The organism is Paraburkholderia sp., assembly GCF_024281035.1.
Taxonomy (GTDB): domain Bacteria; phylum Pseudomonadota; class Gammaproteobacteria; order Burkholderiales; family Burkholderiaceae; genus Paraburkholderia.
Map to the genome: position 1 here is coordinate 1 of NZ_JAMXLH010000001.1, position 21649 is coordinate 21649.

The 21649-nt window shown below is 62.8% G+C and carries 22 protein-coding genes, 1 tRNA gene and 1 pseudogene; 22 read left to right on the forward strand and 2 right to left on the reverse strand.

The window, feature by feature from the left end; all coding sequences use genetic code 11:
- Positions 1–277 precede the first annotated feature (277 nt).
- The 8 genes from hisF to tatC all read left to right on the forward strand — a co-directional run bounded on the left by hisF (position 278) and on the right by tatC (position 4656).
- Complete coding sequence (gene hisF, locus Q0L30_RS00005; protein WP_296649598.1) at positions 278–1051, forward strand: imidazole glycerol phosphate synthase subunit HisF; 774 nt, start codon at positions 278–280, stop codon at positions 1049–1051.
- Between the two features lie 2 nt (positions 1052–1053).
- Positions 1054–1470 (forward strand): phosphoribosyl-AMP cyclohydrolase, encoded by a 417-nt coding sequence (hisI, locus tag Q0L30_RS00010; RefSeq protein ID WP_296649599.1) that lies wholly within the window; start codon positions 1054–1056, stop codon positions 1468–1470.
- Positions 1467–1835 (forward strand): phosphoribosyl-ATP diphosphatase, encoded by a 369-nt coding sequence (locus Q0L30_RS00015; protein ID WP_293033917.1) that lies wholly within the window; start codon positions 1467–1469, stop codon positions 1833–1835. Before hisI ends, Q0L30_RS00015 begins: the two co-directional genes overlap by 4 nt.
- A gap of 133 nt (positions 1836–1968) precedes the next feature.
- Positions 1969–2361, forward strand: a complete 393-nt coding sequence (locus Q0L30_RS00020; RefSeq protein ID WP_296649602.1) for a hypothetical protein — start codon at positions 1969–1971, stop codon at positions 2359–2361.
- Positions 2362–2430: 69 nt separating this feature from the next.
- Positions 2431–2799: a histidine triad nucleotide-binding protein gene (locus Q0L30_RS00025; RefSeq protein ID WP_296649604.1), complete on the forward strand. Its 369-nt coding sequence runs from the start codon at positions 2431–2433 to the stop codon at positions 2797–2799.
- Positions 2800–2971: 172 nt separating this feature from the next.
- A complete protein-coding gene (tatA, locus tag Q0L30_RS00030; RefSeq protein ID WP_296649606.1) occupies positions 2972–3214 on the forward strand; it encodes a Sec-independent protein translocase subunit TatA in 243 nt (80 codons plus the stop codon).
- Between the two features lie 43 nt (positions 3215–3257).
- Positions 3258–3827 (forward strand): Sec-independent protein translocase protein TatB, encoded by a 570-nt coding sequence (gene tatB, locus Q0L30_RS00035; protein ID WP_296649607.1) that lies wholly within the window; start codon positions 3258–3260, stop codon positions 3825–3827.
- Between the two features lie 40 nt (positions 3828–3867).
- Positions 3868–4656 carry a twin-arginine translocase subunit TatC gene (tatC, locus tag Q0L30_RS00040; protein WP_293040946.1) on the forward strand — a complete coding sequence of 263 codons (789 nt, stop codon included), beginning with the start codon at positions 3868–3870 and terminating at the stop codon, positions 4654–4656.
- A gap of 171 nt (positions 4657–4827) precedes the next feature.
- Here tatC and Q0L30_RS00045 read toward each other — a convergent pair whose 3' ends face one another.
- Positions 4828–6042 (reverse strand): Do family serine endopeptidase, encoded by a 1215-nt coding sequence (locus Q0L30_RS00045; RefSeq protein ID WP_296649611.1) that lies wholly within the window; start codon positions 6040–6042, stop codon positions 4828–4830.
- 19 nt (positions 6043–6061) lie between these two features.
- Between Q0L30_RS00045 and Q0L30_RS00050 the strand changes: the two genes are divergently transcribed.
- The 12 genes from Q0L30_RS00050 (at position 6062) to Q0L30_RS00105 (ending at position 17337) form a co-directional block, all read left to right on the forward strand.
- Positions 6062–6808 carry a Nif3-like dinuclear metal center hexameric protein gene (locus tag Q0L30_RS00050; protein WP_296649612.1) on the forward strand — a complete coding sequence of 249 codons (747 nt, stop codon included), beginning with the start codon at positions 6062–6064 and terminating at the stop codon, positions 6806–6808.
- Between the two features lie 250 nt (positions 6809–7058).
- A complete protein-coding gene (petA, locus tag Q0L30_RS00055) occupies positions 7059–7679 on the forward strand; it encodes a ubiquinol-cytochrome c reductase iron-sulfur subunit (protein WP_296649646.1) in 621 nt (206 codons plus the stop codon).
- Positions 7679–9064 carry a cytochrome bc complex cytochrome b subunit gene (locus tag Q0L30_RS00060; protein WP_296649614.1) on the forward strand — a complete coding sequence of 462 codons (1386 nt, stop codon included), beginning with the start codon at positions 7679–7681 and terminating at the stop codon, positions 9062–9064. The genes petA and Q0L30_RS00060 overlap by 1 nt, the downstream gene beginning before the upstream one ends.
- Positions 9065–9127: 63 nt before the next feature.
- Entirely contained in the window at positions 9128–9859 is a 732-nt protein-coding gene (locus tag Q0L30_RS00065) for a cytochrome c1 (RefSeq protein ID WP_296649648.1), read from the forward strand.
- Positions 9860–9966: 107 nt separating this feature from the next.
- A complete protein-coding gene (locus Q0L30_RS00070; RefSeq protein WP_027797364.1) occupies positions 9967–10578 on the forward strand; it encodes a glutathione S-transferase N-terminal domain-containing protein in 612 nt (203 codons plus the stop codon).
- A gap of 83 nt (positions 10579–10661) precedes the next feature.
- On the forward strand, positions 10662–11147 hold the full coding sequence (locus tag Q0L30_RS00075; protein ID WP_296649621.1) for a ClpXP protease specificity-enhancing factor: 486 nt from the start codon (positions 10662–10664) through the stop codon (positions 11145–11147).
- An 18-nt stretch (positions 11148–11165) separates the two neighbouring features.
- A tRNA-Thr gene (locus tag Q0L30_RS00080) sits at positions 11166–11241 on the forward strand.
- A 631-nt stretch (positions 11242–11872) separates the two neighbouring features.
- Positions 11873–13408: a glycosyltransferase family 39 protein gene (locus Q0L30_RS00085; RefSeq protein WP_296649623.1), complete on the forward strand. Its 1536-nt coding sequence runs from the start codon at positions 11873–11875 to the stop codon at positions 13406–13408.
- Between the two features lie 19 nt (positions 13409–13427).
- Entirely contained in the window at positions 13428–14855 is a 1428-nt protein-coding gene (locus Q0L30_RS00090; protein ID WP_296649651.1) for a UbiA family prenyltransferase, read from the forward strand.
- A 3-nt stretch (positions 14856–14858) separates the two neighbouring features.
- Positions 14859–16175: an FAD-binding oxidoreductase gene (locus Q0L30_RS00095; RefSeq protein ID WP_296649625.1), complete on the forward strand. Its 1317-nt coding sequence runs from the start codon at positions 14859–14861 to the stop codon at positions 16173–16175.
- On the forward strand, positions 16172–16912 hold the full coding sequence (locus tag Q0L30_RS00100; protein ID WP_296649627.1) for an SDR family oxidoreductase: 741 nt from the start codon (positions 16172–16174) through the stop codon (positions 16910–16912). The genes Q0L30_RS00095 and Q0L30_RS00100 overlap by 4 nt, the downstream gene beginning before the upstream one ends.
- Complete coding sequence (locus Q0L30_RS00105) at positions 16909–17337, forward strand: GtrA family protein (protein ID WP_367277747.1); 429 nt, start codon at positions 16909–16911, stop codon at positions 17335–17337. The genes Q0L30_RS00100 and Q0L30_RS00105 overlap by 4 nt, the downstream gene beginning before the upstream one ends.
- Positions 17338–17547: 210 nt before the next feature.
- On the opposite strand, the pseudogene Q0L30_RS00110 reads toward Q0L30_RS00105, so the two are convergent.
- Positions 17548–17775: pseudogene (locus Q0L30_RS00110) on the reverse strand (DUF2249 domain-containing protein); the annotation flags it as partial.
- A gap of 680 nt (positions 17776–18455) precedes the next feature.
- On the opposite strand from Q0L30_RS00110, the gene Q0L30_RS00115 reads away from it, so the two are divergent.
- Together Q0L30_RS00115 and Q0L30_RS00120 are read left to right on the forward strand one after the other, a co-directional pair.
- Positions 18456–20024, forward strand: a complete 1569-nt coding sequence (locus Q0L30_RS00115; protein ID WP_296649629.1) for a methyl-accepting chemotaxis protein — start codon at positions 18456–18458, stop codon at positions 20022–20024.
- Between the two features lie 414 nt (positions 20025–20438).
- Positions 20439–21572, forward strand: a complete 1134-nt coding sequence (locus tag Q0L30_RS00120) for a class I SAM-dependent methyltransferase (protein WP_296649630.1) — start codon at positions 20439–20441, stop codon at positions 21570–21572.
- Positions 21573–21649: the final 77 nt, after the last annotated feature.

Genomic DNA, 21649 nt, shown 5'->3' on the forward strand with positions numbered 1-21649 from the left:
TTCACCGCCGCGCAAACGCGCGCAGACAGCCTGCGCGAATCGGACGACGCGTAAAGCGTCGAATGCCGGCCTCCGTCACTGGAGGCCTTTTGTTTTTGGCGCTGCGCCGCCATCTCCATGGGGACTGGCGCTCGCGCGGGATAATTTCGCCTCAGGGCGCAAGGCACGGTGCAAAGCGCGCGACAATGGGCTGCGCGCCACGCCCGAACCGGGGCCGGCAGCCTTCTCGCGAAAGGTGCTCGCCGCACACACACCGACTGGCAACTTCGGCAAGATCATGGCTCTACCCAAACGCATCATCCCCTGTCTCGACGTGACTGCCGGGCGGGTCGTCAAGGGCGTCAATTTCGTCGAGCTGCGCGACGCGGGCGATCCCGTCGAAATCGCGCGCCGCTACGACGATCAGGGCGCGGACGAACTGACCTTCCTCGACATCACCGCCACTTCGGACCAGCGCGACCTGATCCTGCCGATCATCGAAGCGGTCGCATCGCAGGTCTTCATTCCGCTGACGGTCGGCGGCGGCGTGCGCGCCGTGGAGGACGTGCGCCGGCTGCTGAACGCGGGCGCGGACAAGATCAGCATGAACTCGTCGGCGGTGGCGAATCCGCAGCTCGTGCGCGACGCCTCCGGCAAATACGGCTCGCAGTGCATCGTCGTCGCCATCGACGCGAAGCGAGTGTCCGCACCCGGCGAGCCTGCGCGCTGGGAAGTGTTCACGCACGGCGGGCGCAAGGCGACGGGCATCGACGCCGTCGAATGGGCGAGCAAGATGGCCGAATTCGGCGCGGGCGAGATCCTGCTCACGAGCATGGACCGCGACGGCACGAAGAGCGGCTTCGACCTCGACCTGACGCGCGCGGTCTCCGACGCGGTGCCGATTCCCGTGATCGCCTCGGGCGGCGTGGGCGGCCTGCAGGATCTGGCCGACGGCATCGTCAAAGGCCATGCCGACGCCGTGCTGGCGGCGAGCATCTTCCACTACGGCGAACATACGGTCGGCGAGGCGAAGCGCTTCATGGCCGGGCAGGGCATTTCGGTGAGGTTGTAACCGTGACGACGAACGCTACGCCGGGCGCTGCCTGGCTCGACAAGATCAACTGGGACGCCAACGGTCTCGTGCCCGTGATTGCGCAGGAAGCCGCGACGGGCGACGTGCTGATGTTCGCGTGGATGAACCGCGAGGCGCTCGCCAAGACGGTCGAAACGGGCCGCGCCGTGTACTTTTCGCGCTCGCGCCAGCGCCTGTGGTTCAAGGGCGAGGAGTCGGGCCACGTGCAACAGGTCCGCGACATCCGTCTCGATTGCGACGAGGACGTCGTGCTGCTCAAGGTCGAGCAGGTCTCGGGTATCGCGTGCCATACCGGCCGCCACTCGTGCTTTTTCCAGCAATTCGACGGCACCGTCGACGACGGCCGCTGGGTCGCCGTCGATCCCGTGCTGAAAGACCCTGAACACATCTACAAATGACGCAACTCACGACCAACGACACGCTGCTGCGCCTCGCGGCGGTGATCGACAGCCGCAAGGGCGGCGATCCGGACGCATCCTACGTCGCGCGCCTTTTCCACAAGGGCGACGATGCGGTGCTCAAGAAGATCGGCGAAGAGGCCACCGAAGTCGTGCTGGCGGCCAAGGACGTGCGCCAGGGCGGCGCGCCGACGGCGCTGGTCGGCGAAGTGGCCGACCTGTGGTTCCACTGCCTCGTCGCGCTCTCGCATTTCGACCTGAGTCCCGCCGACGTGCTGGCGGAGCTGGAACGCCGCGAAGGCCTGTCGGGCCTCGAGGAAAAGGCGCTGCGCAAGAGCCGTGCGCGCGAGCAAAACGGCGACTGATTGGCGGCCGGCCGGTAACTGACTGGCAGTTGACCGGTAGTTGACTGCTAGTTGACTGGTGACTGAAGTGCCGGCAGCGCGGCCGGCACGAGTGCTGAAGCATTCACTCCGGAACGACAGGGAGACGAACAGCATGTCCATGCCCGGCGATTTTCCGCCCCGGACCATTCGGGATCCGCTCGATGCGGAGCGTCTACGCAGCCTGCGTACCTTCACGCATGTTCTCTACGCGCTCTACGCCATCTACTGGCTTACGGGCGGCATTTCGGTCCTCATCGCGATCATCCTGAACTACCTCAAGCGCGACGAGGTGCTTGGCACGCCGTACGAGCAGCACTTCACCTGGCAGATCCGTACCTTCTGGCTGGGGCTCGCGGGGCATTTGATCGGAATTGCGCTCTTCATCGCACTGATCGGTATCCCGATTTTGTGGACTGTCGCGATCTGGACCTTGTACCGTATCATCAAAGGCTGGCTGTATCTCTACGACAACAAGCCGCTCGCCAACCCGCGCGGGTGGGTCTGAAGGTCCGCCGGGCCGGCTTTCCGGGCAGTCCGTCCACATCCATTGCGCGCCATGCTCACCAGGAGCACCATGACTCACGACCGCAGCAGCTGTCTTTTCTGCAAGATCGCCGATGGCGCAATTCCGAGTTCGCGCGTTTATGAAGATGACGAATTCGTCGCCTTCCGCGATATTCGCCCTGCGGCGCAGACACATGTGCTTGTCATCCCACGACGGCATATTGCCACTCTCGCGGATTGCTTTGAAAGTGATGCCCCGCTGCTTGGTAGAATGATGGTATTGGTCGCGCGCCTCGCAAGAGAGCTGGGCGTGTCGTACACGGGCGGCGAAACAGGATTTCGCACGGTCGTGAATACGGGGCCGGGCGGCGGGCAGGAGGTGTATCACCTGCACGCTCATCTGCTTGCCGGGCCGCGGCCGTGGCAGCGCATGGGCTGAGGTATCGCGGGGGCGCGCCGAGGCCGTCTGGCCGAGGTTGCCGTATTCAGGCAGTATTTTTGAATCGCGCCGCTCCGGGTTTTCGGTGGGCGCAAAAGAGGCGCGCTCCTGGCGTGCCAGCGTTATTCGCCGCACAAGCTGGGTGGCGACGGGGTAAAGGAGAATTGGAATCATGGGTTCATTGAGCATTTGGCACTGGCTGATCGTTTTGCTGATCGTGGCGCTCGTCTTCGGGACGAAGAAACTGCGCAATATCGGCAGCGATCTTGGCGGTGCGGTGAAGGGTTTCAAGGAAGGCATGCGCGAGGGCGATGCCCCCGCAGCCGACCAGCAAAAGCGTGAACTGCCGTCCGATGGCAGCACGGTCGACGTCGAAGCCCGGGACAAAACCCCGCGTTCGAACGACTACCGCTAACGCGGCGGCTTGCCCTACCACTGGCTGACGGAAATCTGCATTCATGCTCGATCTGGGTCTAACCAAGATGGCGCTGATCAGCGTAGTTGCGCTGGTCGTGCTCGGACCGGAGCGGCTGCCGCGCGTGGCACGCACTGCCGGGGCGCTGTTCGGCCGCGCGCAGCGCTACATCAACGACGTCAAGGCGGAAGTTTCGCGCGAGATCGAACTGGACGAACTGCGCCGTGTGAAGACGGAGTTCGAGCAGGCGGCGCAGAACGTCGAGAAGACGGTTCAGGACAATCTGCGCAAGCAGGAGACCGAACTGAACGAGGCGTTTGGCGGAGGCACTTCGGTGTCGCCGGGCGCCGCGATCGGCGCGCAGACCGCTGCGACCGGCTCGACAAGCACCGCGAGCACTGCAGACAACGCAAGCGCTGGTACGTCGTCGTTCTGGCGCAGCACCAACGCGGGCACGCGGCCGGCCAAACGCAAGAACTGGCGCGTGAAGCAGGCGGCGGCTCCGAAGTGGTACAAGCGCGAGACGCAGCGGCGCACGCGCGTGCAGTCAGGCGCGGCACGCGTCGCACAACATACACCGGCCAGCCTGCGGCGGCCGGTGCGCTTCTTCTGATGCCCACTACGGGCATGGACTCATCCTACCGAGGGCCGGTGTGAGCGACCCCCAGCAAAACCAGGATGAAGGCGCTCAAGAGTCCTTCATCTCGCATCTCGTCGAATTGCGCGATCGCATCGTCCGCGCGGGCATTTCGGTCATCGTCGTGTTTATCGGGCTCGTCTACTGGGCGCCCGATATCTTCCGGCTGCTCGCGCGTCCGCTGATGCAGAACCTGCCGCGCGACGGCAAGATGATCGTCACCGACGTCACCGGCTCGTTCTTCGTGCCGATGAAAGTCACGATGCTCGTCGCGTTCGTGATCGCACTGCCATTCGTGCTCTACCAGATCTGGGCGTTCATCGCGCCCGGCCTCTATCAGCACGAAAAGAAACTGGTGGTGCCGCTCGTCGCGAGCAGCTACGTCCTGTTCCTGTGCGGCATGGCGTTCGCCTACTTCGTCGTGTTTCCGACCATCTTCCGTGTCATGGCACACTACAATGCGCCGCTCGGCGCGGAGATGACCACCGACATCGACAATTACCTGAGCTTCGTGCTCACCATGTTCCTTGCGTTCGGTGTGACCTTCGAAGTGCCGATTGTGGTCGTGCTGCTCGTGCGCATGAAACTGCTCACGGTGAAGAAGCTCAGGGAGATCCGGCCCTATGTGATCGTCGGCGCGTTCATCGTCGCGGCTGTCGTTACACCGCCGGACGTGTTCTCGCAGCTCATTCTCGCGTTGCCGCTGATCGTGCTCTACGAGGCGGGGATCATCGCCGCGCGGGTCTTCATCGGCACGGGCGAGAAGACACCCGATTCCGACAATAGCGAGACGGCGAGCAGCTAGCCGGATGCGCGGGCACAAGCGCCCGCGCATCCGCCACCGAAGCGCCGGACCGCCCTGCGCACGCATCAAAAAGAAAGGCCGCGAACGGTGAGTTCGCGGCCTTTCTTGTTTGTGCTGCGGGTCGTGCGGGTCGTGCCGGACGTGCCGGCGACGACCCGTCGGCCAGGCGGATCAGCCGCCGCTGTCACCTTCGCCGTCTTCCTGCTCGGCCTGCTTCGGCGGCGGCGGGCGCTTGCCGATCATCACGTCCAGATCCATGTCGTGGTTCTTGCGCGCGAGATGGACCTTGGCGTCGGTGCCGGGTTTGATCTGGGCGATCACGTTCAGCAGGCGCGTCGTATCGGTGATTTCCTGGCCGTTCACCGAGAGCAGGATGTCGCCCGGCTTGATGCCGGCCTTGTCGGCGGGGCCGCCTTGCAGCACGCCCGCGACGATCGCCCCCGATTTCTGGTGCAACCCGAACGACTCGGCGATCTCGGGCGTCACATCCTGCGGCTCGACGCCGATCCAGCCGCGCGTGACCGATCCTGTCGTGATGATGCTCTGGAGCACGCTGCGCGCGGTGGACACGGGAATCGCGAAACCGATGCCGAGCGAGCCGCCCGAGCGCGAGTAGATGGCCGTGTTGATGCCGAGCAGGTTGCCGTTCACGTCGACGAGCGCGCCGCCCGAGTTGCCGGGGTTGATCGGCGCGTCGGTCTGGATGAAGTTTTCGAACGTGTTGATGCCGAGGTGATTGCGCCCGAGCGCGCTGATGATGCCCATCGTCACCGTCTGGCCGACGCCGAACGGGTTGCCGATGGCGAGCACGACGTCGCCCACGCGCGCCTGGTCCATGCGGCCGAGCGTGATGGTGGGCAGGTTCGGCAGGTTGATCTTGAGGACCGCGATATCGGTTTCGGGGTCGATGCCGATTACCTTCGCGGTGGTGGTGCGGCCATCGGACAGTGCGATTTCGATTTGATCCGCACCTTCGATCACGTGCTGGTTCGTTAGAATGTAACCGTCCGGGCTGACAATGACGCCCGAACCGAGGTTCGCGGCGGGCGGCTGCTGCGGCTTGCGGTTGTTGTTGCGATCGCCGAAGAAGTAGCGAAACAGCGGATCGTTCTGGCGCGCGTCGGGCGGGAGCGACCCGTCCTTGCTGGAGAACACATTAACGACCGCGGGCATCGCCTTTTGGGCGCCGTCCGCATAGGAGCCCTGCGCCGGGCCGCTGCCGATCCCGGGTGCCACCTCTCGCAGTGCGACGATCGGCTCGGCAAGCTGCTTGCCGAATTGCCCCTGATGCTGCAGCCACTGCGGCTTGAGCGTTGCGATGATGAACATCAGCGCAAGCAGGACCGTCACCGCCTGGGCGAAGAACAGCCAAAAGCGTCTAAGCATCTGATGATTAGAGGATTATATGGATCGGATCGAACTAGAATTGTATCTGAACAATCTTCTCGAAGCCGCGCGCTTCAAGGACTATTGTCCCAACGGCCTGCAGGTTGAAGGGCGACGCCGCGTGGAGAAGATTGCGACGGGCGTGAGCGCATCGCTCGCGTTTCTCGAAGCCGCGCTCGAATGGGGCGCCGACGCCGTGCTGGTCCACCACGGCTACTTCTGGAAGAACGATACGCCGCAAATTACGGGCCGCAAGTACCGGCGCCTGAGAACGCTGCTCGCCAACGACCTCAATCTGTTCGCCTATCACCTTCCGCTCGACTGCCATCCTGAATTCGGCAACAACGCACAGCTCGGCGCGAAGCTCGGCTGGATCGGCGAGCAGCGCTTCGGCGACCAGGATCTCGGCTGGATGGCCACCCTGCCGATGCCTATCACGCTTGCGCACTTCACCGCGCAGGTCGAGCATACGCTTGGCCGCACGCCGCTCGTGCTCGGCGACCCGGACTGGCAACTGCGCCGCGTGGCCTGGTGCACGGGCGCGGCGCAAAGCCTTTTCGACGATGCGATCGACGCAGGCGCCGACGTCTTCCTGACCGGTGAGATTTCCGAGCAGACCACCCATACGGCGGCCGAAAGCGGCGTGGCGTTTCTCGCGGCGGGTCACCACGCGACCGAGCGCTTCGGCGTGCAGGCACTTGGCGCGCACCTTTCGGAGGCATTCGACGTCGAGCATCTGTTTATCGATATCCACAATCCGGTTTGAGCGGTTCAGGCGCATCGACTGTTACATGATCCGGGTTCGATAACCCGCGATTTATTCAAAAGGCACTTACAAAAGAAAAACGGAGACGCCTTTTTTTGCATGGGAAAAGTCATACGTATCAATGACTTGATGCGCTTTTTAGAAGCGGCCCCTTGTAAATGCCAACTCCATTCGAGCAAACTAGCGTTCGGCTGCAGCGCGGGTAGGCGAGCCGTGGCGGATGAATCCAACTCAGAAGTGGGGCGATGTGATGCGAGACAACGAAAATGACCGCGTCGATGGCAGCCGCCGTACCTGGCTGATTGCGACGTCCGTAACAGGCGGCGTGGGAGGCGTAGCGGCAGCCGTACCGTTTGTGGTTTCGTTTGCGCCGTCCGAAAGGGCCCGCGCCGCCGGTGCGCCGGTTGAAGCCGACATCAGCAATCTCGAACCCGGCAGCATGATGACGGTGGCCTGGCGGGGCAAGCCGGTCTGGATCCTGAACCGCACCGACCGCATGATGGCCGATGTCCTGAAGGCCGTTCCCCAACTGGCCGATCCCGATTCCACGCACCCGTTCTCGATGCCGTTGCCGGATTATTGCCGCAACGAATATCGATCGCGCGCCGAGCACAAGAACATCCTTGTAGCGGTGGCCGTGTGCACGCATCTGGGCTGCACGCCGACGCCGCGCTTTCAGGAGGGCCCCCAGCCCAACCTGCCCGACGACTGGCCGGGCGGCTTCCTGTGTCCGTGTCACGGCTCGACTTACGATCTCGCCGGGCGCGTATTCAGGAACAAGCCCGCGCCGCAGAATCTCGACATCCCCAGGTTCATGTTCACGTCCCCGACGCAGATTGCGATCGGCCGCGACGAACAAGGAGAAGCGTGATGGCGACGGGAACCGCGAACAAGGTAGAAACAACGGGGCTGCTTGGCTGGATCGACAGGCGCTTTCCGCTCACCGCGCTGTGGCGCGAGCATCTGTCCGAATACTACGCGCCGAAGAATTTCAACTTCTGGTACTTCTTCGGCTCGCTCGCGCTGCTGGTGCTGGTGAACCAGATCGTCACGGGTATCTTCCTGACGATGAACTACAAGCCCGATGCAACGCTCGCGTTCGCCTCGGTCGAGTACATCATGCGCGAAGTGCCGTGGGGCTGGCTGATCCGCTACATGCACTCGACGGGCGCGTCGATGTTCTTCATCGTCGTCTATCTGCACATGTTCCGCGGGCTGCTGTACGGCTCGTATCGCAAGCCGCGCGAACTCGTGTGGATCTTCGGCTGCGCGATCTTCCTGTGCCTGATGGCCGAGGCGTTCTTCGGCTACCTGCTTCCCTGGGGACAGATGTCGTTCTGGGGCGCGCAGGTGATCGTGAACCTGTTCTCGGCGATTCCGTTCATCGGGCCGGACCTGTCGCTGTGGATCCGCGGCGACTACGTGGTCTCCGACGTTACGCTGAACCGCTTTTTCGCCTTCCACGTGATCGCCATCCCGCTCGTGCTGCTTGCGCTCGTGATTGCGCACATCATCGCGCTGCATGAAGTGGGGTCGAACAACCCGGACGGTATTGAAATCAAGGAGAAAAAGGACGCCGACGGCATTCCGCTCGATGGCATTCCTTTCCATCCCTATTATTCGGTGCACGATTTCCTGGGCGTGTGCATTTTCCTGATCGTCTTCGCGGCGATCGTGTTCTTCATGCCGGAGATGGGCGGTTACTTCCTCGAAGCGAACAACTTCATCCCCGCGAACCCGCTGCAGACGCCGCCTGAAATCGCGCCGGTCTGGTACTTCACCGCCTTCTACGCGATGCTGCGCGCCACGACCGACCCGTTCAAGATCGTGCTGATGGTCGTGATCGCGCTGCTGGGCGTGCTCGCACTCGTGCGTGCACGCGGCAAGTGGAAACTGGGCTTGCCGGTGCTGGCCGTCCTCGTGATCCTTGCGATGTACTTCACGGAGTCGAAGTTCTGGGGCGTTGTGGTGATGGGTTCGGCCGTGATGTCGCTGTTCTTCCTGCCGTGGCTCGATCAAAGCCCGGTGAAGTCGATTCGCTATCGGCCGTTCTTCCACAAGGTCTTCTACGCGATCTTCGTGGTCGTATTCCTGACGCTCGGGTTCCTCGGCACGCGGCCGCCGTCGCCGAGTGCGACGCTGATCGCCCAGATCTGCGCGCTGATCTACTTCGCGTTTTTCCTTGGCATGCCGTTCTGGACGCGGCTTGGCACGTTCAAGCAGCCGCCCGAGCGCGTGCGGTTCAAGCCCCATTAACCCGGGAGCGAGGAAATCATGACGACGAAATCACTCTTGGCGGCACTCACGCGCGGGTTCGGCATGGCCGCGCTGGCGCTCGGCTGCGTGCTGGCGGTTGCGCCGGCGCACGCCCAGGAAAACATTCCGCTCGACCGTGCTCCCGATAACGGCGAAAATCTTGCTTCACTGCAACATGGCGCGCGATTGTTTGTAAACTACTGCCTCAGCTGCCACAGTGCGAATCTGATGCGCTACAGCCGGTTGCAGGATCTCGGCATTACGCAGAAGCAGATCGAGGACAATCTTCTGTTCACGACCGACAAGGTCGGCAACACGATGACGATCGCCATGCGGCCGGACGACGCGAAAACGTGGTTCGGCGTGACGCCGCCGGACCTTTCCGTGATTGCGCGCTCGCGCAGCCGCGACTGGTTGTACACGTATCTGCGCAGCTTCTACCGCGACGACTCGCGGCCGACCGGCTGGAACAACCTCGTGTTCGACAACGTGAGCATGCCGCACGTGCTGTGGCAATTGCAGGGGATCCGCACGGCGAAGTTCGAGGATACGGTGGACGAACGAAGCGGGGAAAAGGTCCATCGTTTTGCAGGGTACCAACAGGTTGTGCCGGGGCAGCTATCGCGCGTGGATTATGATGCTGCCGTGGCCGATCTGGTGGCCTATCTCGGCTGGATGTCCGAACCGACGCAGAAAACCCGCAGGCAGCTTGGCGTGTGGGTCTTGCTGTTTCTCGGCGTCCTGAGCTTTTTTGCGTGGCGACTGAACGCTGCGTACTGGAAAGATATCAAATAGGCACGTCCTGACCGACGTGGGGCCGGCGCGGCGAGCAAACCGTCTGGAAGCCGTCTGACGATTTGTTTGCACGCTGGCCTTTTGGGTTTATTGAGGAAAAGTAAATCATGATGGTTCTGTACTCTGGCACTACCTGCCCGTTCTCCCAGCGCTGCCGGCTGGTGTTGTTCGAAAAGGGCATGGACTTCGAAATCCGCGACGTCGACCTGTTCAACAAGCCGGAAGACATCGCCGTGATGAATCCGTATGGCCAGGTGCCGATTCTGGTCGAGCGTGACCTGATTCTGTACGAATCGAACATCATCAACGAATACATCGATGAGCGCTTCCCGCATCCGCAACTGATGCCGGCCGACCCGGTGCAACGTGCGCGTGCGCGGCTGTTCCTGCTCAATTTCGAGAAAGAGTTGTTCGTGCACGTGAGCACGCTCGAAAACGAGAAGGGCAAGGCCGCCGAGAAGAATCACGAGAAGGCGCGCCTTGCGATCCGCGACCGCCTCACGCAACTTGCGCCGATCTTCCTGAAGAACAAGTACATGCTGGGCGAAGAGTTCTCGATGCTCGACGTCGCGATCGCACCGCTCCTGTGGCGCCTGGATCACTACGGCATCGAACTGTCGAAGAACGCCGCGCCGCTGATGAAGTACGCCGAGCGCATTTTCAGCCGTCCGGCCTACATCGAGGCGCTGACGCCGTCGGAAAAGGTGATGCGTCGCTAAACGCCTGCGGGCAAGGCAACCAGGGACGGCATGCGGTGCGCGGCTGATTGGGCGCCGCATGCGGTTCCCGACAAGGATCGTTGATGCAAGAGATTTCCACGAAGCCGTACCTGCTTCGCGCGTTGTACGAATGGTGCACCGACAACGGTTTTACGCCGCATATCGCGGTGCGGGTCGACAACCAGACGCGCGTGCCGCGCCAGTTCGTGCGCGACGGCGAGATCGTCCTGAACATCAGCTTCGAGGCCACGAGCCAGTTGCAGATGGGCAACGAGCTGATCGAGTTTAACGCGCGCTTTTCGGGCAAATCGCACAAGATCGAGGTGCCGGTGGCGAACGTGCTCGCGATCTACGCGCGTGAAAACGGGCAGGGTATGGCGTTTCCGGTCGAAATTGCGCCGGGCGACGCCGATGAAGTGCTGCCTTCGGCGCAGGACGAGTACGAAGCGTCTGCCGATGCGCCAGAGGCGCACGACGAACCTGCCGGCGAACCGGCTGTGTCCGCCCCGGAAAAGGGCTCGGACGAGGGCGCGAAGGGCGGCAAGGGGCACCTCAAGGTCGTGAAATGAAGTAGAATCGCGGGCTACGCCGGCTTAGCTCATCTGGTAGAGCAGTTGATTTGTAATCATCAGGTGGCGGGTTCGAGTCCTGCAGCCGGCACCAAATACTTATCGGACAACCGCCGCGGTTGTCCAGAAACCCCGCTAGAGTCCGTGATTCTGCGGGGTTTTTTATTTCCCTCCCGCGGACGGCATCGAACGTACGAAATAATCGATCGGATCTGCGCCAGACGAATTAGTCGAACTGATGTGCGCGGTATTCGACGTATCGCAGTCCTGTCTGTATGCGTATCGGGAATGTGCCCGGCATCATTTCAATGACGGATTGGCGCGGGCCGTTGCGGAAGAAAGACTTAATGCAGTGCCCGGGATTGGCTGACCACTGCAAAAAAACCCTCTGTTTTGCCATGTGGTGAAGTATTGGGAAAAATGCGGTGAATCACGTGAATCTCCTGTAATGCATCACTCCGCCGTTCGAGGCCGAGTCGAGCGTTATAACAAGCGACCGGTAATATTGACTCCGCTTTGCCCACTCTCTGGAATCCATTCGGCCACCGGTTATCCACGCTTAAACAGGGAGGCCGAACCTGCCTAATTCAGTAACAAAAACGAGATACAATTAACAGTTTCTTTCAATTCCGTGCAGGCGCCGATCAATCAAAACCGCGCGCGTGCCGGATGCAGGCGGCTTTCAACCGGCAGTCACCATAAAAAGACTTTCTCAAGAACGATCGATGACGACCACCGTTTCACCTGAATCAAACGCCGCCGCCGCAATCCAGTCCGAATCCCTGTCCGCCCGCGTAATGGGGCTGGGCTGGCTGTTGCCGCTCAATGCACTGGTCTGGACGCTGGCCGCGTGGCTCGCGCGAGGCAATCTCGACAACCAGGGCGACATGGTCGAGACCCTTGTCTGGGGCATCGAGTGGCAGGGCGGCTACGCCAAGCATCCGCCGTTTTCGTCGTGGGTCGCTGCTGCGTGGTTCAGCGTGTTTCCGCATACCGATCTTGCCTATTTCGCATTGTCGGCCGTGAACGTGCTGGTCGGGCTGTGCGGGATCGTCGCGCTGGCGGGTCGTTTCCTGCCGCGCCAGTTGGCCATCGTCGCCGCACTCGCGATGGCCGTGTCGCCGCTCTACTCCAATCTCGCGATCAAGTTCAATCCGAACTCGGTTCTGTTGTCGGTGTGGCCGTGGACCGCATATTTCTTCGTCCGCTTCGTGCAGCCGGGCAGCCGGCGGGCGCGCAGCAGCGCTGCTGTGGCGCTCGGCGTGTGCGCGGCTTTCTCGGTGCTCGGCAAATATTTCTCGATCGTCCTGCTGGCCGGTCTGTTCGCCGCGTTGCTCGCGCGACCGGCGTGGCGCGCTCGCCTGATGAGCCGCGATGCGCTGCTCGCAGTCGTGGCCGGTGCCCTCGTGCTGTTTCCGCACGTGCGCTGGATGGTGCTCAACCACTTCCCGACGCTCGTCTACGCATCCGAGCGCACCGGCGGCACGCTGCTGGCCGCCGTTGGCCGCTTCGGTATTTACACGTTGGCTCAGCTCGGCTATCTCGCACTCAGTTTCGTGTTCGTGCTGCTGCTCGTGCGCGCATCGAAGCAACGCGCAGCCAGGCTGATGGCGCTCAGTTATGTCCAACCGTCGCTGCATCCGGACCTGTGGTGGCTGGCGTTGGGTCCGCTTCTGGCGGTCGGCCTGATTGCGGTGCTCGGCAAGACGCAGATGGCCTCGGTGTGGGGCATGGCGCAGTGGTTCGCGATCGTCCCGCTCTGGCTGGCCGTCCTGACGCGTGCGGACATCAGAGTTGAACCGCGGCGCGCATGGCGCGTACTGGCTGTGTACTGGCTGCTGGTGCTCGCGATTTCGGGCACGGTCGGTTATCTTCAGGCGCGTCACAATGCCGATGATCAAGCCGAGCCTCGCGCCGAACTGGCCGCCGCCGCCCAGGCGCTCTGGCACGAGCGCACGGGCCGGCCGCTGGGCATCGTCGGCGGGCCGATGCACGAGGCGGGTTCGATTGTGTTTTACGATGGCGGCAAGGCGCGATTCTGGAACATCAGCGCACCTAAAACGTCGCCGTGGATCAGCGAGGCCGATATCGCGAAGCATGGCGCGCTGCTCGCCTGCCGCGCCGACGACGTCACCTGCGTCGCACAAGCTCGGGCGCTGAGTGGCGCCCAACCGGTGACGATCGACCTTCAAAAGAAAGCGTGGGGTATGGTCCTGCCGCCGCGCACATATCAACTGTTCGTGGCGTTGCCGCATGAGTAACCTCGCGCCCATCGACCGCATGAGGACCAACCGGCCTCTCGTCGTCGACCTGGATGGCACGTTGCTGCGAACGGATGTTTTGATCGAGTGCGCGTGGGCTTTCGTCAAGCGGCCGATGCTGCGTTGCTGGCTGATGCTGGTCTGGCTCGTTCGTGGCGGCAAGGCGGGACTGAAGGCGCGACTCGCGGAATTCACGCATCTCGAAGTCACCGTGTTGCCGTACGACGCCGGCCTGGTCGCGCAACTCAAGGAGGAGCGCGCCGCGGGACGCAAGCTCGTGCTGGCCACCGCTACGCATCGCCGTTATGCACGCGCGATCGCCGATCATCTGCAACTGTTCGATCAGGTGTTCGCGACCGAAGGCGATGTGAATCTTTCGGCGCATCGCAAACGCGACCGGCTCGTCGAAGCCTTCGGCGACAAGGGTTTCGATTACGTGGGCAATTCGCGCGACGACCTCGCGGTGTGGGCGAGCGCTGAGCGCGCGTGGGTCGTCAATCCCGAACGCGGTGTGATGCGTGCCGCGCGCGAACTCGGCAACGTCGAACGCGTGATCGAGACGCGCCCCGCTTCGTGGCGCGTCTGGAGCCATGCGCTGCGGCTCCACCAATGGCTCAAGAATCTGCTGATTCTCGTGCCGTTGCTGGCGGCGCACCGGATGTTGCATGTGGCGCCGACACTGTCGGTGGGACTCGCGTTCATCGCGTTCGGACTCTGCGCCTCGAGCGTGTATCTGCTCAACGATCTGCTCGACCTCGACGACGATCGTCATCATCCGACCAAGCGCAACCGGCCGTTGGCGTCGGGCGCACTGCCGCTCGGCTGGGGCATCGCGCTGTTCCCCATTCTGCTCGTGGCGGGATTCGCACTCGCGCTGAATGACCTGCCCGCGCGCTTTGCGCTCGCGCTTTTCGGCTATTACGCGCTGACGCTAGCGTATTCGCTGTATCTGAAACGTCAGGTGATGGTGGACGTGGTCGCGCTCGCGGCGCTCTACACCGCGCGCATCGTCGCAGGCGCGATGGCTATCGCGGTGCCGCTCAGCTTCTGGCTGCTGGCCCTTTCGATGTTCATCTTTCTGAGCCTTGCCCTCGTCAAGCGCTATGCCGAACTTCATACGCTGCAGGCGCGCGGCCTCGTGAAATCGCGCGGCCGCGGCTACGTATCGACCGATCTCCCGCTGATCTCGTCACTGGGCGCCGCGGCGGGGTATCTGTCCGTACTCGTGCTCGCGCTGTACATCCAGGACGGCAACACCGCGCGGCTTTATCGGCATCCCGACTGGATCTGGCCGGTTTGCGCGATTCTGCTGTACTGGATCAGCCGCATCTGGCTGATCGCGCATCGCGGGCAGATGCACGACGATCCGGTCGTTTTCGCCGCGAAGGATCGCGCCAGCTGGCTCGTGATTGCGCTTTGCGCGGTCATCTTCTGGCTGGCGGTTTAAGCGATGCAACGCGTGCTGTCGTGGGGCCGCTATCCGTATGAGCCGCAACTGGCCCGTACGGTCGCGTGGCGCGACGAGATCGCGGTCGCGTGGCGCGACGCAACGGCAGCCTGCGGCACGACACTCGGGTTCGGCAATGGTCGCAGCTACGGCGACAGCTGCCTCGCAGCATCGGGGGAAGTGGTACACACGTTGCTGCTCGACCGGCTCATCGCGGCCGACTGGCAAACCGGCGTGGTGCGCGCCGAGGCTGGCATCACGCTCGGACACATTCTCGCGCTCGCGCTGCCGCACGGATGGATGTTGCCGGTCACGCCGGGCACGCAATACGCGACACTCGGCGGTGCGCTCGCGAACGACGTACACGGCAAGAACCATCACGTGCGCGGCACGTTCGGGTGTCATGTGCGCCGCTTCAGCCTGTTGCGCAGCGACGGAACACGCCTCGCGTGCACGCCTGAATCGGAAGCCGCTTTCTTCGCGGCGACCATCGGCGGGCTCGGTCTTACCGGCTTGATCGAATGGGTCGAAATCCAGTTGATGCCGGTTCGATCGAGCCGCATCGACGTCACCCGCATCCGTTTCGATAACCTCGACGGATTTTTTGCGCTTTCGGAGCAGTTGGACCCGCTGCATGAATACAGCGTTGCGTGGGTGGATTGTCTTGGCAGCGGCAAGTCGCTTGGGCGCGGCGTGTTCATGGCCGGCGATCACGCGGCGGAGGGTCCGCTCGCGCTCGCCGCGCGCCGCACGCGAACGGTGCCGTTCACGATGCCGGTGCCTGTGTTCAACGATATTACGCTGCGCGTGATGAACGAAGCGTATTTCCGTCGGCAGCGCGCCAGAGAGGCGCACTTTGCGATGGATTGCGACACATTTTTTTACCCGCTGGACGCGTTGCAGGAATGGAACCGCATCTATGGCCGCGCGGGGTTTCAGCAGTATCAATGCGTGATTCCACCCGATGCCGCGCGTGATGCGTTGCGCGAGATGCTGGACGCCATCGCGCGTAGCGGAACAGGATCGTTTCTCGCGGTGCTCAAACGCTGCGGCGACGTCGCCTCGCCGGGATGGTTGTCGTTTCCGCGCGAAGGCACGTCGCTCGCACTCGACTTCCCGCAACGGGAGGCATCGAACCGGCGGTTGTTCGAGCGGCTCGACGCGATCGTACGCGAGGTGCACGGCCGGCAATATCCTGCCAAGGACGCTCACATGAGCGGCGAGGACTTTCGCACCGCGTATCCGCGCTGGGAACAGGTTGAAGCATTGCGCGATCCGGCCTTGCTGTCGCGCTTTTGGGAGAGAACGACTCGAACATGAGAAACATCGTTATTGTCGGTGCGACGTCGGCCATTGCTGCCGCGTGCGCTCGCGCCTGGATCGCCGCGGACACGCGCTTCTTTTTGATCGCACGCCACGGCGATCGCCTGCAGCAAATCGCCGCCGATCTGACCGCACGCGGCGCCGGCGCCGTCTTCACGCGAGCGCTGGACATCAATTGTCTCGACGAGCATTCGGAGACCGTGGACGCCTGCGTGAACGCCCTGAGCTCGATCGATATCGTCCTGATGGCGCCGGGCACGCTGCCGGATCAGCCTGCATGCGAGACCGATGCGAATCTGGCCGTGCGCGAATTCACGACGAACGCGACCTCGGTGATTGCCTTGCTCACGCGCTTTGCCAACGTCATCGAGACGCAGCGCTGCGGCACGCTTGCTGTGATCTCGTCGGTGGCGGGCGAGCGCGGCCGCCCGTCGAACTATCTGTACGGCAGTGCCAAAGCGGCGCTGAGTACGTTTTGCGAAGGTTTGCGCGTGCGTCTCAGGAAGGTGGGCGGGCACGTCGTCACGATCAAGCCGGGCTTCGTTGCCACGCCGATGACAGCGGACCTGTCGCTGAAGGGTCCGCTCGTCGCTACGCCTGATCGCGTTGGCCGCGACATCGTGCGGGCCATCGCAGGCGGGCGCGACGTACTCTACACGCCGTGGTTCTGGGCGCCGATCATGCTGATCATCCGTTCGATCCCGAAGCGCATCTTCAACAGGCTTTCGCTGTGAGCACCACGGACATCTCCGATCGCGGGTTGCCCACGACGTACATTGCGGTGCTTTATACGCTGTTCGCGGCGATTTCGATCGTTGCGAACCTCGGTTTGCAGAAACTCTCGCTGCTTGCGTATCGCGGGCCGCTCTGTCTGCCGCTATCGGTCGTGATCGGCACGGGCGGCGGACTGGTGCTGAAATTCCTGCTCGACAAGAAGTGGATCTTTCGCTATCGCCACCGCGATCTCGCGCACGGCATGCAAAGCCTGCTGCTTTACTCGCTGATGGGTGTGGTGACGACGCTGGTGTTCTGGGGATTCGAATTCGGCGCGTGGGGATTGTTTCACACCGAGTTTGCGCGTTTTGCGGGCGGCGCATTCGGCCTGATGCTCGGGTACTTCGTCAAATACCGGCTCGACCGGCGCTTTGTGTTCGCGTGAGCGCGGAGCGGTTCAAAAAAAAACACCCCAAAGATCGGATCGATGTCCAATTTTTGGGGTGCTCTTCACAGTCTTCACAGTTTGGCTACCGCCTCGCGAAATCGCGCGCTGCCCGGCTGCGTTCCTGCCAGCTTAGCCGCCGCAACCGCCGCCGCAGCAGCTCGTACGCGCCGGGGCTGCCGTTTCGGCGCCGGGGATGGAGATCAGCATGTCGATGACAACGCCTTCTGCGGCGCGCTGGACGTAATTGACCTGCACCTGATTGCCATAGCGCTGCTGGATCTGTTGCAGCAGGGGCAGCGGGTCATGGTCGTTGACGAAGCGCATCGTTTCGCCGTGATCGAGCGATTCGAGGGCGGCGAAGATCGATGCGTGGCGCAGGCGCTTCGAGAGACCGCGTGCGTCGAACTGATAAACGTGAGTGCCGGTTTCGGTCATGTCAACTTCCTTTAAAACCAGATTAGGGGGATCGTGCACACCGGCATGTAACGCCGCACGCAGATTGCCTGAAGCTGCGAATTCTACGCCTCGCAGCTGTGGCGCAGGTAAAGACCCCGCGGCTCTTCGTTGTTTTCGCGTATTTGCGCTAAGTGTTTGAATATTAATGAATTATTGGCGTGTATGCAGGCGCCCGCATTCGCGCGATAGTGAATGGTTTATTAATCTGCGTCAAAATGTCTGCGGTTCAAACGCCGGATTCGAGTCCGGTAATCCTCACGCGCGATATGGGCATTTCAGGTCGCCTCCGTTCATCGGCGCGCTCAGGATGGCGAGCAATCTCCACACGATTGCAGCAGCCTCGCCACTCACCAGGCACCACTCATCACGCGCCACGCAAACTCACCTGGCCGAACTTCCCGCTAGCAGAAAATCCCCGGCGACGGCAGGGTGCGATGTTGCCTATATGGTTTTAACCACAATCGCAACGAAAGTTCTTGTAAACCTTGATGTCGACACAAGAACCTGTGAATACTTCATGCGTTGCGCATAGATGGCTGCCGTGCTGGATTCGGGACATCGCGCGCACCCTGCACATCCGTCGCGGCACGTCTAAACAGGGCGGGGCAGGTCACCCGGGCAAGCATGCTTCGGTGTCAGAAATTTGTTCACGCTACGAAATGCGCACCAATCTACCGATCACGCAGCAAGAATTTCATTTCCCTCCCGACGCGACGCTCCTTTCCACAACGGACACAAGCAGCCACATCACCTACGCAAACGAAGCATTCATCGAAGTCAGCGGCTACGATACCGACGAAATCCTGGGGCAGCCGCACAACCTGATACGTCACCCGGATATGCCTTCGCAGGCGTTTGCGGATATGTGGGAGACGCTAAAAGCAGGCCTTTCGTGGACCGCGCTGATCAAAAACCGGCGCAAGGATGGCGACCATTATTGGGTGCGGGCGAATGCAACGCCGGTCATCCACGACGGACAAACCGTCGGTTACATGTCGGTTCGCACCAATCCGGGGCGCGAAGAGGTCGAGGCAGCCGAACGCCTCTACCGCGACTTTCGCGAAAACAAGGCTGGTCTGCGCGGTTTTCGGAAAGGGCTCGTCGTGCGAACCGGGATGCTCGGCTGGATGTCGCTGCTGCAAACGCTGTCCGTGCGTTGGCGAATCGGTGCCAGTACGCTCGCGTCGCTTGTGCTTGTCGTGCTCGCCGCCTGGCTGGCCGGGTTGCAAGGACCGATGCTCGGTGCGTTCTGCGGCGCGGCGGCAGTCATTTCGCTGCTTGCCACGCTTTGGCTCGATGCACAGATCAGCCGGCCGCTCCACGCGGTGCTGAACCAGGCGCAAGCCGTGGCAGCGGGCCAGCCTGGCGAAAACCGGCACCTGAACCGCGTCGACGAGATCGGCATGATCCTGCGGGCGATCAATCAGTCAGGGCTCAACTTGCGATCGCTGGTGGACGACGTCAGCGGGCAACTCGGCGCGCTCCAGCGGGCGAGCAGCGACATCGCTGCGGGTAACCAGCACCTGAATGACCGCAGCCTTCAGTCGGCTGCGAGCCTCGAAGAGACGGCCGCCTCGATGGAGCAGATGACGGCCACCGTGAAGAACAACACCGATACGGCAATCGAGGCAAGCCGGCTTGCCGCCTCGGCGAGTCAGGCGGCTTCGGAAGGCAACGCCGTCGCGCGCGACGTGATCGCGACGATGAGCGAAATCACCGAAGCGAGCAGGAAGATCAGCGAGATCATCAGCCTGATTGAAGGCATCGCGTTCCAGACCAACATCCTCGCGCTCAATGCCGCCGTCGAAGCCGCGCGCGCCGGCGAGCACGGACGCGGGTTCGCCGTGGTCGCCGGTGAAGTGCGCACGCTCGCGCAACGCAGTTCGTCCGCAGCCAAAGAGATCACGGCGCTCATCAACGACAGCGTGGCCAAGACGGCCTCGGGCGGCGAACTGGTCGGCAAGGCCGGCGACGCGATGCGCAATATTCTCGGGCAGGTCACCCGCGTCGCCGATCTGATCGGCGAAATCAGTTCGGCGACCAACGAACAATTCTCCGGAATCAGCCAGGTGAACGTGGCGGTCACGCAGCTCGATCAGATGACGCAGCAGAATTCCAACCTGGTGCAGCAGTCGGCCGACGCTGCCGAAGACCTGCAGATTCGTACCGGCCGTCTCGTTGAAGCGGTGAAGGTTTTTCAGGCCCGGGCCGCGGGTGGCGGCCGGTGAGGTAACTGATTTTCGCGTTCCGCGGCCGCATCGCATTTCATCTTGATCGGGCCTCGATATAGAGGGTTGCAGCGTTTCGGTTGCAACCCTTTTTGCTTTTCGCGCACCTGTCCGTTTGGTTCGTTTGGTTCGTTTGGTCCGTTCCGGGCGTTTGCCGAATCGATTGCTTGCAGGCGCAATTGATTCGTACCGCTGATTTATTGTCTCGCTGTGGCTGGTCTTGAGAGTGCTGCCGTGCTCTTTCGCGCGCTTCGCCATGCCCGCCGCGCCGATACGGGTCCTATGACTTTCGGACGGGTCGACGCCAGCGCGCAGGTGGACGATGATCATGGCAAGCCGGGGCCGCGGAACATGCCTTCCGGCTCTGCTATATGATGGCGCCGCTCTCGCCGTATCGCTTGCTACCTATTACCTATGACCGACTTTCCCATTCTCACCTGGCCCGACACGGACGGCCCACGCAGTGTCCGCTGGCGTTCGGAGGCTGGCGTTGCGCCGCCGAAGCGTGTCGTCCTCGCAGACGACCGCACGAGCGCCGACGCCGCCTACCGCCTCGCCTGCGAAGGCACGGCGCTGCTGTGGCACGGCGACTATCAGAACGCGCGCCAGTTATTGCAGGCGCTCGCCCGCCGCGCCGATCGCAAGCCGCGCAAGGCGCCGGACTCGCTGCTCGACGCGTTCAATCTGCACCGCCAGGCGCAGTCGCAACGCGCGCGCACGCTGGGCATGGTGCTCATTCCGCTGGAAGGCGACTACACGATTTCCCTGCGCCGCGCGCCCGACGTGAAGCCTGCGTGCGAGGAGGCGTGGGGACCCGCGACGGGCGAGGCGTCCGCAGTGTCGCTGCGCGAACTGCTCGGACTGATCGGTGCACACGAGTGGCGCAAGAAGGGTGTCGAAATCCCGGCGCTCGATCATGCGCACATTCACCCGTACTACGGCGTGTTTTCGCCGGTGCGGGGCGAGTACGTCGATCTGGTTGCGCGCGTGGCGCTGCCTTCGCTCGACAAGGCGTTCGATATCGGCACGGGCACAGGCGTGCTCGCGGCGGTGCTGGCGGCGCGCGGCGTCAGGCAGATCGTTGCGACTGATCAGGACCCGCGCGCGCTCGCCTGCGCTCGGGAGAATCTCGCCCGGCTCGGTTACAGCGGGTACGTCGAAGTGGTGGAAGCGGATCTGTTTCCGGCAGGGCGCGCGCCGCTCGTCGTGTGCAACCCGCCGTGGGTGCCGGCGCGGCCCGCGTCGCCGATCGAGTATGCCGTGTTCGATCCCGAGAGCCGCATGTTGCGCGGCTTCCTGGCCGGATTGAAGGATCACCTGGAGCCTGGCGGCGAAGGCTGGCTGATCCTCTCGGACTTCGCAGAGCACCTTGGCCTGCGCACGCGCGAAGCGCTCATGGAGATGATCGTCAATGCGGGGCTGGAAGTGGTTGGCCGCGAGGATATCCGCGCGCGTCATCCGAAGGCAGCGGACCGCACCGATCCGCTATACGAAGCGCGCGCGAAGGAAGTGACATCGCTATGGCGTCTGAAGGTTCGCAGCGCGTGAGTTGAGGTGAGGCGAAGCGACGCTGATGGCGCGCACGGCGCGGCGCCGCGGAAAAAGCGGCCTGGCCGATGCCCTGG